This is a genomic window from Streptomyces sp. NBC_00986 (assembly GCF_045162565.1).
GTDB lineage: Bacteria > Actinomycetota > Actinomycetes > Streptomycetales > Streptomycetaceae > Streptomyces.
The window spans coordinates 9,464,596-9,479,051 of sequence record NZ_CP108733.1 but is presented as its reverse complement, the minus strand read 5'-3'; the positions used below and the strand labels follow the sequence as shown (position 1 = coordinate 9,479,051).

Genomic DNA, 14,456 nt, shown 5'->3' with positions numbered 1-14,456 from the left:
CTCGGAGACTAGCGGCCAGGGACGCCAGAGTCAGCGAGAACAGAGGAAAAGTCCTGGTCAGCCTGCGCCAGGCCGGACATTTCCGGCATAATGCCCCTGATTTGAGGATGTATTCAGACTCAAGTCGCTCCGGAGTCGCTCGTCGAGCCACTCATCGGAGGACTCGATCGACCCGTTCGAACACCTCAGACGGTGGCAAAGGCGACGCGGATGTCCTCCGCGAAGCGTTCCGAGGCCGCTCGGAGCGCTCCGACGTCGGGACCGTGACGTAGAACACCTCGGCTCACGTTCGGGACGACATTGCGCAGCACCGCTCCGAAGACCCCGGGAAGATCGGCCGGAGTGGCCCCCTGCGCCCCGATGCCGGGCGCGAGGATCGGACCGTTGACCGCGAGGTCGTACGACGACAGGTCGCCCAGGGTGGCGCCGACGACGGCCCCGAAGGAGCCCAGCGGCTCCTCCCCCGCGTTCTCGGCGGCCAGGTGGGCCAGCATGGTCGCTCCGATGTTCCGGCCGTCCTCGCGGACCGCGTGCTGCACCTCGCCGCCCTCCGGGTTGGAGGTCAGCGCCAGCACGAAGAGCCCGGCGCCGCTCTCCCGTGCCAGTTCGATCGCCGGAGCGAGCGAGCCGTAGCCGAGATACGGCGAGACCGTCAGCGCGTCGGAGAAGAGCGGGGCGTCCTTCCGGAGGAAGGACTCGGCGTACGCGGCCATGGTCGAGCCGATGTCGCCGCGCTTGGCGTCCATCACGACGAGCGCACCGGCTGCCCGCGCCTCCTCGACGGACTTCTCCAGGACGGCGATACCGCGCGAGCCGAAGCGCTCGAAGAAGGCGCTCTGCGGCTTGAGGACGGCGACCCGGTCGGCGAGTGCCTCGACGACCGTGCGGCTGAACCGCTCAAGGCCGGCGACGTCGTCGTTCAGGCCCCACTCGGTGAGCAGCGAGGCGTGCGGGTCGATGCCGACGCAGAGCGGGCCGCGTTCGTCCATGGCCGAGCGGAGACGTGCACCGAAGGGTTCGAGGGGGCTCATACCGGCTGCTTCCTTACGTCGGCGCCGACCGCGTCGGCGAGGGTGGCGTACGGGCTCGTGCGCAGGCGCGCGGCGAGGCCCTTGTGGATGGCGCGGCCCCAGAAGGGCCCTTCGTAGATGAAAGCGCTGTAGCCCTGCACGAGCGTGGCACCGGCGAGGATGCGCTGCCAGGTGTCCTCGGCGTTCTCGATGCCCCCGACACCCACGAGGGTGATGCGATCGCCCACGCGCGCGTAGAGGCGGCGCAGTACCTCCAGGGAGCGGGACTTCAGGGGCGCTCCCGACAGTCCGCCGGTCTCCTTGACGAGCTCGGGTCCGGATTTCAAACCGAGGCCCTCGCGCGCGATGGTCGTGTTGGTCGCGATGATGCCGTCCAGGCCCAGCTCCACGGCCAGGTCGGCGACGGCATCCACGTCCTCGTCGGCGAGGTCCGGGGCGATCTTCACGAGGAGCGGGACGCGGCGGTCGGTCACCGTGCGGTCGGCGGCTTCGCGGACGGCGCTCAGCAGCGGGCGCAGCGCCTCGGTCGCCTGAAGGTTGCGCAGCCCGGGCGTGTTGGGTGACGACACGTTGACGACGAGATAGTCGGCGTGCCGGGCGAGCCGCTCGGTCGACTTCACGTAGTCGCCGACGGCCTCCTCCTCGGGTACGACCTTGGTCTTGCCGATGTTGACGCCGACGACGGTCCTGAAGACCGCCTCACGAGCCTCCAGGCGGGCCGCCACGGCCGCGGAGCCCTCGTTGTTGAAGCCCATGCGGTTGATGAGCGCCCGGTCCGGCACAAGGCGGAACAGCCGCTTCTTCGGGTTGCCGGGCTGCGGCTCCCCCGTGACGGTGCCGATCTCGACGTGGTCGAAGCCGAGCATCGACATGCCGTCGATCGCGACCGCGTTCTTGTCGAAGCCGGCGGCGAGCCCGAACGGGCCGTGCATGCGCAGCCCGAAGGCCTCCGTCCGCAGCTCCTCGTACCGGGGCGCGAGGGCGGCCGCGACGAACGTGCGCAGCACGGGGATGCGGACCGCGAGCCGGATCCAGCGGAAGGCGAGGTGGTGGGCCTGCTCCGGGTCCATCCGTTTGAAGACCAGACGGAAGAAAAGCTTGTACATCTCAGTGTCCTCACAAGAAGGGGGACACCGTTTCCGGTGTCCCCCTCAGGGCTGCTAGTCGCGGGCCGCGGTCAGGTGTTCCGCGTGTTCCTGGAGCGAACGCACGCCCACGTCACCGTGGTTGAGGGCGTCGATGCCCTGGACGGCGGCGGCGAGCGCCTGGACCGTCGTGAGGCAGGGCACGGACCGGGCCACGGCCGCCGTACGGATCTCGTAGCCGTCGAGGCGACCGCCGGTGCCGTACGGGGTGTTGACGATGAGGTCGACCTCGCCGTCGTGGATGAGCTGGACGATGGTCTTCTCACCGTTCGGGCCGACGCCCTCGGACTGCTTGCGGACGACCGTCGCGTTGAGGCCGTTGCGCCGGAGGACCTCGGCGGTACCGGACGTGGCGAGCAACTCGAAGCCGTGGGCGACCAGTTCACGCGCCGGGAAGATCATCGAGCGCTTGTCGCGGTTGGCGACCGAGATGAACGCGCGGCCCTTCGTGGGCAGCGGACCGTAGGCGCCCGCCTGGGACTTGGCGTACGCCGTGCCGAAGACGGAGTCGATGCCCATGACTTCGCCGGTGGAGCGCATCTCCGGGCCGAGGACCGTGTCGACGCCACGCCCATGGATGTCGCGGAAGCGCGACCACGGCATGACGGCCTCCTTGACGGAGATCGGCGCGTCGAGCGGGAGTTCGCCGCCGTCGCCGTGGGCCGGGAGCAGCCCCTCGGCGCGCAGCTCGGCGACGGTCGCGCCGAGCGAGATCCGGGCGGCGGCCTTCGCGAGCGGCACCGCGGTCGCCTTCGAGGTGAAGGGGACCGTACGGGACGCGCGCGGGTTGGCCTCCAGGACGTAGAGGATGTCGCCGGCCATCGCGAACTGGATGTTGATCAGTCCGCGCACGCCGACACCCTTGGCGATGGCTTCGGTTGAGGTCCGCAGGCGCTTGATGTCGAAGCCGCCCAGGGTGATCGGCGGCAGGGCGCAGGCCGAGTCGCCGGAGTGGATGCCGGCCTCCTCGATGTGCTCCATGACTCCGCCGAGGTACAGCTCGTGGCCGTCGTAGAGGGCGTCGACGTCGATCTCGATGGCGTCGTCGAGGAAGCGGTCGACCAGGACCGGCCGGGAGGGGCTGATCTCGGTGGACTCGGCGATGTACGACTCCAGGCGGGTCTCGTCGTAGACGATCTCCATGCCGCGTCCGCCGAGGACGTACGACGGGCGGACGAGGACCGGGTAGCCGATCTCGTCGGCGATGGCCTTGGCGCCCACGAAGGTGGTCGCGGTGCCGTGCTTGGGGGCCGGGAGGCCCGCCTCGGCGAGGACCTGGCCGAAGGCGCCGCGGTCCTCGGCGGCGTGGATCGCCTCCGGGGACGTGCCGACGACCGGGACGCCGTTGTCCTTCAGCGCCTGCGCCAGACCCAGCGGAGTCTGGCCGCCGAGCTGCACGATGACGCCCGCGACGGGGCCCGCCTGCTGCTCGGCGTGGACGATCTCCAGCACGTCTTCGAGCGTGAGCGGCTCGAAGTACAGGCGGTCGGAGGTGTCGTAGTCCGTGGAGACGGTCTCGGGGTTGCAGTTGACCATCACGGTCTCGTAGCCGGCGTCGCTGAGCGCGAAGGAGGCGTGGACGCAGGAGTAGTCGAACTCGATGCCCTGGCCGATGCGGTTGGGGCCCGACCCCAGGATGATGACCGCGGGCTTCTCGCGTGGGGCGACCTCGTTCTCCTCGTCGTAGGACGAGTAGAAGTACGGGGTCTTCGCGGCGAACTCGGCGGCACAGGTGTCGACCGTCTTGTAGACCGGGCGGATGCCGAGCGCGTGCCGGACCTCGCGGACGACGTCCTCGCGCAGGCTGCGGATCTCGCCGATCTGCTGGTCGGAGAAGCCGTGCCGCTTGGCCTCGGCGAGCAGCTCCGGGTCGAGCTTGTCTGCGGCGGCCAGCTCGTCCGCGATCTCCTTGATGAGGAAGAGCTGGTCGACGAACCAGGGGTCGATCTTCGTGTACTCGAAGATCTCCTCCTGGGTGGCGCCCGCGCGGATGGCCTGCATGACGGTGTTGATCCGGCCGTCGGTGGGCCGTACGGCCTCTTCGAGGAGCTGGATCTTGTCGCCGGGCTCGCCGACGAAGGTGAACTGGCTGCCCTTCTTCTCCAGGGAGCGCAGCGCCTTCTGGAAGGCCTCGGTGAAGTTACGGCCGATGGCCATCGCCTCGCCGACCGACTTCATGGTGGTCGTCAGGGTCGAGTCCGCCGACGGGAACTTCTCGAAGGCGAAACGCGGGGCCTTCACGACGACGTAGTCGAGGGTCGGCTCGAAGGAGGCCGGGGTCTCGCGCGTGATGTCGTTCGGGATCTCGTCGAGCGTGTAGCCGACGGCCAGCTTGGCGGCGATCTTGGCGATCGGGAAGCCGGTCGCCTTGGAGGCCAGCGCCGAGGAACGCGACACGCGCGGGTTCATCTCGATGACGATGACACGGCCGTCGACCGGGTCGATCGCGAACTGGATGTTGCAGCCGCCGGTGTCGACGCCGACCTCGCGGATGATCGCGATGCCGACGTCGCGCAGCACCTGGTACTCGCGGTCGGTCAGCGTCATCGCCGGGGCGACGGTGATCGAGTCGCCGGTGTGCACGCCCATGGGGTCGAAGTTCTCGATGGAGCAGACGACAACCACGTTGTCGTTCTTGTCGCGCATCAGCTCCAGCTCGTACTCCTTCCAGCCGAGGATGGACTCCTCCAGGAGGACCTCGGTGGTCGGAGACAGGGTGAGGCCCTGGCCGGCGATGCGGCGCAGCTCCTCCTCGTCGTGCGCGAAGCCGGAACCGGCGCCGCCCATGGTGAAGGAGGGCCGGACGACGACCGGGTAGCCGCCGAGCGTGTCGACACCGGCGATCACGTCGTCCATGGAGTGGCAGATCACCGAGCGGGCGGACTCGCCGTAGCCGATCTTCTGACGGACGGCCTCGACGACGCCCTTGAAGAGGTCGCGGTCCTCGCCCTTGTTGATGGCCTCGACGTTGGCGCCGATCAGCTCGACGCCGTACTTCTCCAGGGTGCCCGCCTCGTGCAGCGAGATGGCGGTGTTGAGCGCCGTCTGACCGCCCAGGGTGGGCAGCAGGGCGTCCGGGCGCTCCTTGGCGATGATCTTCTCGACGAAGTCCGGGGTGATCGGCTCGACGTAGGTGGCGTCGGCGATCTCCGGGTCGGTCATGATCGTCGCCGGGTTCGAGTTGACCAGGATGACGCGGATGCCCTCGGCGCGCAGGATGCGGCAGGCCTGGGTGCCGGAGTAGTCGAACTCGGCGGCCTGGCCGATGACGATCGGGCCGGAGCCGATGACCAGGACGGACTGGATATCGGTGCGCTTAGGCACGCTGGCCCTCCATCAAAGACGTGAAGCGGTCGAACAGGTAGGCGGCGTCGTGCGGGCCGGCCGCCGCCTCGGGGTGGTACTGGACGCTGAACGCCGGCCGGTCGAGCAGCCGCAGCCCCTCGACGACCTGGTCGTTCAGGCAGACGTGCGAGACCTCTGCGCGGCCGTACGGCGTGTCGGAGACCTTGTCGAGGGGCGCGTCGACGGCGAAGCCGTGGTTGTGCGCGGTGACCTCGACCTTGCCCGTCGTACGGTCCTGCACGGGCTGGTTGATGCCCCGGTGGCCGTACTTCAGCTTGTACGTGCCGAAGCCGAGCGCGCGGCCGAGGATCTGGTTGCCGAAGCAGATGCCGAAGAGCGGGGTGCCGCGCTCCAGGACGGCCCGCATGACGGCGACCGGGTGGTCGGCGGTGGCGGGGTCGCCGGGTCCGTTGGAGAAGAACACTCCGTCGGGCTGTACGGCGTAGACGTCCTCGACGGTCGCGGTGGCCGGGAGCACGTGCACCTCGATGCCGCGCTCGGCCATGCGGTGCGGGGTCATGCCCTTGATGCCGAGGTCGACGGCGGCGACGGTGAACTTCTTCTCGCCGATCGCGGGGACGACGTACGCCTCCTTGGTGGCGACCTCGGCGGAGAGGTCGGCGCCCGTCATCTCGGGGGCCTCGCGCACCTCGGCGAGCATGGTGTCGTCGTCGGGCAGTGCCGGGCCGGAGAAGATGCCCACGCGCATGGCGCCGCGCTCGCGCAGATGGCGGGTCAACGCGCGCGTGTCGATGCCGGAGATCCCGACGACGCCCTGGTTGCGCAGCTCCTCGTCCAGGGAGCGGCGGGAGCGCCAGTTGGACGGCACGCGCGCGGGGTCGCGCACCACGTAACCGGCGACCCAGATGCGGGCCGACTCGGGGTCCTCGTCGTTCACACCCGTGTTGCCGATGTGCGGGGCGGTCATGACGACGACCTGGCGGTGGTACGACGGGTCGGTCAGGGTCTCCTGGTAGCCGGTCATGCCGGTGGAGAACACGGCCTCGCCGAAGGTCACCCCCACGGACCCGTAGGCACGGCCGCGGAAGATCCGGCCGTCCTCCAGGACGAGTACGGCGGGAACCTTGGCGGCTCCCCTGGTGGAGGTGGTCATCGTGCGCCTTCCGTGTCGGTCGTCTCGAGACTCTTGTTGATCATGCCGTTCAGGGTGGTGACCCACTCCGTGTGCTCGGCCGCGTGGTCGGAGCGGAACCCGGAGTCGATCAGCCGGTCCCCGTGCGCCCACGTCACGACCAGCAGACCGCCCTCGCTGAGGACCTTCCCGGCGATGCCCTTGCCGAGCAGGGCCTCGCGCAACGCGCCGACCGGGATGAAGAAGTCGGTGGCTCCCGGTCGTACGACATCCAGGCCGGCCTCCGTCAGGGTCAGCTCGACCCGGCTGCGGGTGCCCAGGCCGTGCGCCACGATGCGGTCGAGCCACTGCCCGGCGGTGGTGGAGCCGTGGTAGCGGCCACTCATCGACAACACAGCCAGTTTCGCCTCGCCCACCTCTTCCGGCGACGTGGGCAGCTCGGGCAGGTCTCCCTGGAGCGTGCCGCGCCACTTCCAGCCCTCGCGCATCAGCCAGTAGACGAGCGCGATGAACAGGGCGAGGCCGACGAGCCAGCCGATACGGGCGGCCCAGTCGGTCACCGGGGCGGACTTCTCCCCGGCCGCGAGGTGGGTCAGTTCCAGAGGTGTCACGTGAGCTTCCCGTCGACGAGCGTGGCCTTGCCCCGGAGCCAGGTGTGCGTCACACGGCCCGGCAGCTCACGCCCCTCGTACGGGGTGTTGCGACTGCGCGAAGCGAAGCCCGCGGGGTCCACCGACCCACGGTATTCCGTGTCGACGAGCGTGAGGTTGGCGGGCTCACCAGCCGAGACGGGACGCCCGTGTCCGGTGGCCCGGCCGATCTCGGCGGGCTTGACGGACATGCGCTCGGCGACCCCGGTCCAGGTGAGGAGCCCGGTGTCCACCATGGTCTCCTGCACCACTGACAACGCCGTCTCCAGGCCGACCATCCCCATGGCGGCGGCGGCCCACTCGCAGTCCTTGTCCTCGTGCGGGTGCGGCGCGTGGTCGGTGGCGACGATGTCGATCGTGCCGTCGGCGAGCGCCTCGCGCAGGGCCAGTACGTCGCGCTCGGTGCGCAGCGGCGGGTTGACCTTGAAGACGGGGTTGTAGGAGCGCACCAGCTCATCCGTGAGGAGGAGGTGATGCGGGGTGACCTCGGCGGTCACGTCGATGCCCCGGGACTTGGCCCAGCGGACGATCTCGACGGACCCGGCGGTCGACAGGTGGCAGATGTGGACGCGGGAGCCGACGTGCTCGGCGAGGAGGACGTCCCGGGCGATGATCGATTCTTCGGCCACCGCCGGCCAGCCCCCGAGCCCCAGTTCGGCCGAGACGACGCCCTCGTTCATCTGGGCGCCCTCGGTGAGCCGCGGCTCCTGGGCGTGCTGGGCGACGACTCCGCCGAAGGCCTTCACGTACTCCAGCGCCCGGCGCATGATCACCGCGTCGTCGACGCACTTGCCGTCGTCGGAGAAGACGGTGACCCCGGCGGCCGACTCGTGCATCGCGCCCAGCTCGGCGAGCTTCTTGCCCTCCAGGCCGACGGTGACGGCGCCGATGGGCTGCACATCGCAGTAGCCGTGCTCCTGGCCGAGCCGGTAGACCTGCTCGACGACGCCGGCGGTGTCGGCGACGGGGAAGGTGTTGGCCATGGCGAACACCGCCGTGTAGCCACCGCCGGCGGCCGCGCGGGTACCGGTCAGGACGGTCTCGGAGTCCTCACGGCCGGGCTCGCGCAGGTGGGTGTGCAGGTCGACGAGGCCAGGCAGCAGCACCTTGCCGTCGGCCTCGACGACCTCGGCGCCCTCGGCGCTCAGGCCGACGCCCACCTCAGTGATCGACTCCCCGTCGATCAGCACGTCCTGCGGCTCGCCGCCGAGCACCTTCGCACCACGGATCAGGATCTTGCTCATGTGACTTACTTCTCCTCGATACGGGCGTGGCTGACGGCGGGTTCGTTGCCGCCCAGAAGCAGATAGAGCACGGCCATCCGGATGGACACTCCGTTTGCGACCTGCTCGACGACGGTGCAGCGGTCCGAGTCGGCGACCTCGGCGGTGATCTCCATGCCCCGGACCATCGGCCCCGGGTGCATCACGATGGCGTGCTCGGGCATCTTCGCCATGCGGTCGCCGTCGAGGCCGTAGCGCCGCGAGTACTCGCGCTCGGTCGGGAAGAACGCCGCGTTCATGCGCTCGCGCTGCACGCGCAGCAGCATCACCGCGTCGGACTTGGAGAGCGTGCTGTCGAGGTCGTACGACACCTCGCAGGGCCAGGCCTCGACGCCGACCGGCACCAGGGTCGGCGGGGCGACGAGGGTTACCTCGGCGCCCAGGGTGTGCAGCAGGTCGACGTTCGAGCGGGCCACCCGGCTGTGCAGGATGTCGCCGACGAGCGTGATCCGCTTGCCGTCCAGGTCCTGCCCGAGCCCGGCGTCCCGGCCGACGAGCCGGCGCCGCATGGTGAACGCGTCGAGCAGCGCCTGCGTCGGGTGCTGGTGTGTGCCGTCACCGGCGTTGATGACGGCCGCGTCGATCCACCCGGAGGTGGCGAGCCGGTACGGCGCTCCGGAGGCACCGTGCCGGATGACGACCGCGTCGACGCCCATGGCCTCCAGGGTCTGCGCGGTGTCCTTCAGGGACTCGCCCTTGGAGACGCTCGACCCCTTGGCGGTGAAGTTGATGACGTCGGCGGAGAGGCGCTTCTCGGCGGCCTCGAAGGAGATACGCGTACGCGTGGAGTCCTCGAAGAAGAGGTTCACGACGGTACGGCCGCGCAGGGTCGGCAGTTTCTTGATCGGCCGGTCGGCGACCCTGGCCATCTCCTCGGCGGTGTCGAGGATCAGGACGGCGTCGTCGCGGGTGAGGTCGGCGGCCGAGATGAGATGACGCTGCATCTGTCAGGCTCCGTAAGGCAGTTCAGGTCGGGATCCGGGGGTCTGGGGGATGTCCCCCAGAAGGCACGGCCGGGCATGCGGGGGCGCGGCGTGCCACAGGGGCACGGCGTCCGTCCGCTACGGGGTCTGCTTCACACCGAGCAGCACGGTGTCGCGACCGTCCTCCTCGGCGAGCTGGACCTTGACCGTCTCCCGCAGCGACGTGGGGAGGTTCTTGCCGACGTAGTCGGCGCGGATGGGCAGTTCGCGGTGGCCCCTGTCGACCAGGACCGCGAGCTGCACCGCGCGGGGGCGCCCGATGTCGTTCAGGGCGTCGAGGGCGGCGCGGATGGTGCGGCCGGAGAAGAGCACGTCGTCGACGAGGACGACCAGGCGGCCGTCGATGCCGTCACCGGGGATGTCGGTGCGGGCCAGCGCTCGCGGCGGGTGCATGCGCAGGTCGTCGCGGTACATGGTGATGTCGAGGGAGCCGACCGGGATCTTGCGGTCGGTGATCTCCTCGAGCTTGGCGGCGAGCCGCTGGGCGAGGAACACACCCCGGGTCGGGATGCCGAGGAGCACCACGTCGTCGGCGCCCTTGGCGCGCTCGACGATCTCGTGGGCGATGCGGGTCAGGACCCGCGCGATGTCGGGGGCTTCGAGAACCGGCCGGGCATCGGACTCGTACTGCTGGGTGTCCATAAGAAACGGACCTCCTTCTCCGCCTCACGGGACGGACCTTAAAGGACGTCGGATTTGCGCCATCCACGGTAGCAGGCCGGGGCGACACCCCAGATCACCCCTATGGCGTAATCGGACACCGCCAGCACGGAAGAGCCGGTGCGGACCATTCGGCTTGACGCGGAAGCGTAACGCTGCGTAACCTCACAGTGAGTTACCAGCCGCGCGGCGCGGAAACACTGCAGCCGCGTCGACACAGTGTCCGGGAGCTATATGTCCAGCGAATACGCCAAACAGCTCGGGGCCAAGCTCCGGGCCATCCGCACCCAGCAGGGCCTTTCCCTCCACGGTGTCGAGGAGAAGTCACAGGGACGCTGGAAGGCGGTCGTGGTCGGGTCGTACGAGCGCGGCGACCGTGCCGTCACCGTGCAGCGCCTCGCCGAGTTGGCTGACTTCTACGGGGTTCCGGTGCAGGAGCTGCTGCCGGGCACCACGCCGGGCGGGGCCGCCGAGCCGCCGCCGAAGCTGGTCCTGGACCTGGAGCGGCTGGCCCACGTGCCCGCCGAGAAGGCCGGCCCGCTGCAGCGCTACGCGGCGACGATCCAGTCCCAGCGCGGTGACTACAACGGCAAGGTGCTCTCGATCCGCCAGGACGACCTGCGCACACTCGCCGTCATCTACGACCAGTCGCCCTCGGTCCTCACCGAGCAGCTCATCAGCTGGGGCGTGCTGGACGCGGACGCGCGTCGCGCGGTCTCCCACGAGGAGAACTGAGCAGCTCCCGCCGAGCCGCTTCCCGTCTCAGCAGAAACGTGCCGCCGGGGTGGCCGGAACTTCACTGTTCCGGCCACCCCGGCGGCTTTCTGCGGGCCTCACGAGCCTCCTGCGTACGGGGAGCGCCCTCATCCCCACGGGAACGCCGGAGGGCCCGCAGCGGTCGTGCTGCGGGCCCTCCGGCGTTTCGCTCGCGTACTCGTGTCCTGCCTACGCCTCGTCGCGGCGCAGCGAGGGCTTCAGGTCCTTGAAACGGCCCAGCAGGCCGTTCACGAACGAGGGCGACTCGTCCGTGGAGAACTCCTTCGCCAGCTGCACCATCTCGTCGAGGACGACGGCGTCCGGCGTCTCGTCGGCCCAGATCAGCTCGTAGGCGCCGAGGCGCAGGATGTTGCGGTCCACCACGGGCATGCGGTCGAGCGTCCAGCCGACGGAGTACTGCGCGATCAGCTCGTCGATGCGGCGCGCGTGCTGCGCGTACCCCTCGACCAGCTCCATCGTGTACTCGCTGACCGGGGGCTGCCGGGTGTCGTCCCGGGAGAGCCGGATCCAGTCCGCGAGGACCGTGGTGACGCCGACTCCGCGCTGGTCGCCCTCGAAGAGGATCTGGAAGGCGCGCTTGCGGGCCGTATTGCGGGCAGCCACGGTTAGCTGTTCACCCGGCCGAGGTAGTCGCTGGAACGGGTGTCGACCTTGATCTTCTCACCGGTGGTGATGAAGAGCGGGACCTGGATCTGGTAACCGGTCTCCAGGGTGGCGGGCTTGGTGCCACCGGTGGAGCGGTCGCCCTGGACGCCGGGCTCGGTCTCCTGGATGACGAGCTCGACGGCGGCCGGCAGCTCGACGAAGAGCACCTCGCCCTCGTGCTGCGCGACCGTGGCGGTGAAGCCCTCGATCAGGAAGTTGGCGGCGTCGCCGACGGCCTTGCGGTCGACCATGAGCTGGTCGTAGGTCTCCATGTCCATGAAGACGAAGTACTCGCCGTCCATGTACGAGAACTGCATGTCGCGCTTGTCGACAGTGGCCGTCTCGACCTTGACGCCGGCGTTGAACGTCTTGTCGACGACCTTGCCGGAGAGCACGTTCTTGAGCTTGGTGCGCACGAAGGCAGGGCCCTTGCCGGGCTTGACGTGCTGGAACTCGACGACGGACCAGAGCTGGCCCCCGTCGAGCTTGAGCACCAGGCCGTTCTTGAGGTCGTTCGTGGAAGCCACGGTTGCGGAATCTCCTGGACTGACGTGGACGACCACGGGACACGCGCACAGCTCGGAAAAGCTAGAGCGCGAGCAGCTCCTTGGTCGTGATGGTGAGTAGCTCGGGTCCGCCGTCCGCCTCAGGGCGTACGACGAGCGTGTCATCGATCCGGACACCGCCCCGGCCCGGGAGGTGAACCCCCGGTTCGACGGTGACCGGCACGCAAGCGTCCAGTTTACCCATGGCCGCGGGGGCCAGCTGCGGCTCCTCGTCGATTTCGAGCCCGACACCGTGGCCGGTGAGGGCTGCGAGGCCCTCCGAGTACCCCGCGGAGTCCAGCACCTGGCGGGCCGCGCGGTCCACATCACGGTACGCGGCACCGGGGGTCAGGGACTCCCGCGCAGCCCTCTGGGCGGCGAAGACGAGGTCGTACAGCTCGATCTGCCAGTCGGCGGGAGAGGTCCCGATGACGAACGTACGGCCGATCTCACACCGGTACCCGCGATAGGTGGCACCGAGGCAGACGGAAAGGAAATCTCCCTCCTCGACCCGGCGGTCGGTCGGCCGGTGGCCGCGTCTGCCCGAGTGCGGGCCGGTGGCGACGGAGGTCGCGAAGGCCGGGCCGTCCGCGCCGTGGTCGACGAGCCGTCGCTCCAGTTCGAGGGCGAGGTGGCGTTCGGTGCGGCCGACGAGGATCGACTCCAGCAGCTCTCCGAGGGCTTGGTCGGCGATCTCGGCGGCGATTCTCAGACAGGAGATCTCCTCCTCGTCCTTGACGACCCGGAGTTGCTCGACCGCGCCGCCGATGTCGGTGAGGCGGAGCGTGGGAGCGACCGAGCGGAGGGCTCGGTGGCGGGACACCGTGAGGTGGTGTTCCTCTACGGCCATGGATTCGGCACCGTGCGCTGCCGCGAGGTCGGCGGCGGCGACGGCGGGGTCGCCATCAGCACCGGGGAGCGTGTGGATGCGCAGTGCCTCGTCGGGGCGTCCCTCAGGGGGGCGTTCCTCCAGCGGGCTCACGCAGACCAGTGTGTCGTCGCGCCTACCGAGCAGCAGAACGGTGCCCTGCGGGGCTGGACCGGCCAGGTAGCGGACGTTGGCGGGGCGGGTGACCAAGGCGGACTGGCTGCCGACGGCTTGGGCTCGTTCCCTCAGCCTTGCTCGGCGGGCTGCGTAGACCTCTGACATGAGATGAGCGTAGGAGCGGTGGCTGGATTGTGCTGGTTGGGAGAGTGCCGTTCGGGGGACGGGGGTGGGCCTTGGGTTGTTCGCCGGGCGCGCGCCGGTGGGGGCTTGTCGCGCAGTTCCCCGCGCCCCTTGGGTGGGACAGCTCCCCTGTGATTACCAGTTCGGGGGGCTTGCTATCGAGCGGGCCAGGACGTCGTTCAGGACCTGGGCCGTTTGCTGGACGTCCATCTGGGAGTTGTCGATGATCGGGAGGCCCGAGCCGTACCAGCCGGCCATGCGGCCGTGGATGCGGGCGACCTCCTCGTCGGTGAGGCGGCGGTTGCCGGAGCGTTCGGCGTTGCGTTCCAGGACGATTTCCAGGCCGGGGAGGAGGACGACGGGGAGGAGGCCGGGGCCCACGTGTCGTTTCCAGCCGCCGAGGCCCACGACCGGGCGGTCGGGGAAGACCGCGTCGTCGAGGATGCAGGAGATGCCGTTGGCGAGGAAGTTGCGGGCGGCGAAGCCGCAGGTGCGGCGGGCCAGGCGGTACTGGGCCTCGGAGTGGTCGTTCCAGCCGGACTGGGGGTCCGCGAAGCCGGAGCGGACCCATTCGCGTACGTCGTCGAGGCTGATGTGGGCCGTGGGGACCCGGCGGTGGTCCGCCCAGTACTTCGCGACGCTCGTCTTGCCCGCGCCGGCGGGGCCGATGAGCAGCACCGCGAGGGTCGTGGAGGTCGGGTCGGCCGCGGCCTGCGCCGGTGGCGTGCTGGGCATGGGGACCGGGCCGCCCGGCGGGAGCTGGACGTGGCCGGTGGTGTCCGGTGCGCGGCGCGGTACCGCGTGCGGCAGCGGCGGGGTGGGCGCGAAGCCCGGGGCCGGTGGCGGGGGCGGCACGGGTGCCGGGCCCGGATGGGGCGGCGGACCCGAGTGTTGTCCGGCCGGGGACCAACCGGTGGTCGGTCCCTGCCCCGGCTGGTGGGGCGGCGGCAGCGGAGACCCCACTGCGTGCTGCATCCGGTGCCACTCCATCTCGTACGGCGATTGGCGCTGGCAGCGGGCCCGAACCCCCGCTCCCTACCGAACGGTACCTTCCCCGGCCGCCATTTGGTGAACGGCCGGCGAGGGCCCGAAGTGCCCGTCCGCGCAAGGCAATTCGGGCGGAAGGTGCTT

General features: G+C 69.9%; 13 protein-coding genes. 1 reads left to right on the top strand and 12 read right to left on the bottom strand.

Annotated features, from left to right (window positions below; genetic code table 11):
• Window positions 1–185 precede the first annotated feature (185 nt).
• The 8 genes from pyrF to pyrR form a co-directional block, all read right to left on the bottom strand.
• The gene (gene pyrF / locus OG504_RS42620) at window positions 186–1,031 is read right to left on the bottom strand and encodes an orotidine-5'-phosphate decarboxylase (RefSeq protein WP_405994556.1); all 846 of its coding nucleotides are present in this window, start codon (window positions 1,029–1,031) and stop codon (window positions 186–188) included.
• A complete protein-coding gene (locus OG504_RS42615) occupies window positions 1,028–2,137 on the bottom strand; it encodes a quinone-dependent dihydroorotate dehydrogenase (protein ID WP_405994555.1) in 1,110 nt (369 codons plus the stop codon). Before OG504_RS42615 ends, pyrF begins: the two co-directional genes overlap by 4 nt.
• A gap of 54 nt (window positions 2,138–2,191) precedes the next feature.
• The gene (gene carB, locus OG504_RS42610; RefSeq protein WP_405994554.1) at window positions 2,192–5,500 is read right to left on the bottom strand and encodes a carbamoyl-phosphate synthase large subunit; all 3,309 of its coding nucleotides are present in this window, start codon (window positions 5,498–5,500) and stop codon (window positions 2,192–2,194) included.
• Window positions 5,493–6,635 carry a glutamine-hydrolyzing carbamoyl-phosphate synthase small subunit gene (gene carA / locus OG504_RS42605; protein WP_405994553.1) on the bottom strand — a complete coding sequence of 381 codons (1,143 nt, stop codon included), beginning with the start codon at window positions 6,633–6,635 and terminating at the stop codon, window positions 5,493–5,495. Before carA ends, carB begins: the two co-directional genes overlap by 8 nt.
• Window positions 6,632–7,225, bottom strand: coding sequence for a hypothetical protein (locus OG504_RS42600; protein ID WP_405994552.1), 594 nt, complete (start codon window positions 7,223–7,225; stop codon window positions 6,632–6,634). Before OG504_RS42600 ends, carA begins: the two co-directional genes overlap by 4 nt.
• Window positions 7,222–8,508, bottom strand: a complete 1,287-nt coding sequence (locus tag OG504_RS42595; RefSeq protein ID WP_405994551.1) for a dihydroorotase — start codon at window positions 8,506–8,508, stop codon at window positions 7,222–7,224. The genes OG504_RS42600 and OG504_RS42595 overlap by 4 nt, the downstream gene beginning before the upstream one ends.
• A gap of 5 nt (window positions 8,509–8,513) precedes the next feature.
• The gene (locus OG504_RS42590) at window positions 8,514–9,491 is read right to left on the bottom strand and encodes an aspartate carbamoyltransferase catalytic subunit (protein ID WP_365614242.1); all 978 of its coding nucleotides are present in this window, start codon (window positions 9,489–9,491) and stop codon (window positions 8,514–8,516) included.
• Window positions 9,492–9,608: 117 nt separating this feature from the next.
• On the bottom strand, window positions 9,609–10,172 hold the full coding sequence (gene pyrR / locus OG504_RS42585) for a bifunctional pyr operon transcriptional regulator/uracil phosphoribosyltransferase PyrR (protein WP_266870135.1): 564 nt from the start codon (window positions 10,170–10,172) through the stop codon (window positions 9,609–9,611).
• 252 nt (window positions 10,173–10,424) lie between these two features.
• Here pyrR and bldD point away from each other — a divergent pair, with 252 nt between their 5' ends.
• Window positions 10,425–10,925 (top strand): transcriptional regulator BldD, encoded by a 501-nt coding sequence (bldD, locus tag OG504_RS42580; RefSeq protein ID WP_019059743.1) that lies wholly within the window; start codon window positions 10,425–10,427, stop codon window positions 10,923–10,925.
• A gap of 210 nt (window positions 10,926–11,135) precedes the next feature.
• Here bldD and nusB read toward each other — a convergent pair whose 3' ends face one another.
• The 4 genes from nusB to OG504_RS42560 all read right to left on the bottom strand — a co-directional run bounded on the left by nusB (window position 11,136) and on the right by OG504_RS42560 (window position 14,300).
• A complete protein-coding gene (nusB, locus tag OG504_RS42575) occupies window positions 11,136–11,570 on the bottom strand; it encodes a transcription antitermination factor NusB (protein WP_043683949.1) in 435 nt (144 codons plus the stop codon).
• Between the two features lie 2 nt (window positions 11,571–11,572).
• Window positions 11,573–12,139, bottom strand: a complete 567-nt coding sequence (gene efp / locus OG504_RS42570) for an elongation factor P (protein WP_019059745.1) — start codon at window positions 12,137–12,139, stop codon at window positions 11,573–11,575.
• Window positions 12,140–12,200: 61 nt separating this feature from the next.
• On the bottom strand, window positions 12,201–13,307 hold the full coding sequence (locus OG504_RS42565; protein WP_405994550.1) for an aminopeptidase P family protein: 1,107 nt from the start codon (window positions 13,305–13,307) through the stop codon (window positions 12,201–12,203).
• 153 nt (window positions 13,308–13,460) lie between these two features.
• Entirely contained in the window at window positions 13,461–14,300 is an 840-nt protein-coding gene (locus OG504_RS42560) for a Pro-rich N-terminal domain-containing protein (RefSeq protein ID WP_405994549.1), read from the bottom strand.
• Window positions 14,301–14,456 lie beyond the last annotated feature (156 nt).

Bases quoted from the DNA above. Each gene is read 5' to 3' on its own strand.
- OG504_RS42590 (WP_365614242.1), bottom strand. From the start codon at position 9,491: ATGCAGCGTCATCTCATCTCGGCCGCCGACCTCACCCGCGACGACGCC.
- OG504_RS42595 (WP_405994551.1), bottom strand. From the start codon at position 8,508: ATGAGCAAGATCCTGATCCGTGGTGCGAAGGTGCTCGGCGGCGAGCCG.
- pyrR (WP_266870135.1), bottom strand. From the start codon at position 10,172: ATGGACACCCAGCAGTACGAGTCCGATGCCCGGCCGGTTCTCGAAGCC.
- carA (WP_405994553.1), bottom strand. From the start codon at position 6,635: ATGACCACCTCCACCAGGGGAGCCGCCAAGGTTCCCGCCGTACTCGTC.
- OG504_RS42560 (WP_405994549.1), bottom strand. From the start codon at position 14,300: ATGCAGCACGCAGTGGGGTCTCCGCTGCCGCCGCCCCACCAGCCGGGG.
- pyrF (WP_405994556.1), bottom strand. From the start codon at position 1,031: ATGAGCCCCCTCGAACCCTTCGGTGCACGTCTCCGCTCGGCCATGGAC.
- OG504_RS42615 (WP_405994555.1), bottom strand. From the start codon at position 2,137: ATGTACAAGCTTTTCTTCCGTCTGGTCTTCAAACGGATGGACCCGGAG.
- OG504_RS42565 (WP_405994550.1), bottom strand. From the start codon at position 13,307: ATGTCAGAGGTCTACGCAGCCCGCCGAGCAAGGCTGAGGGAACGAGCC.
- bldD (WP_019059743.1), top strand. From the start codon at position 10,425: ATGTCCAGCGAATACGCCAAACAGCTCGGGGCCAAGCTCCGGGCCATC.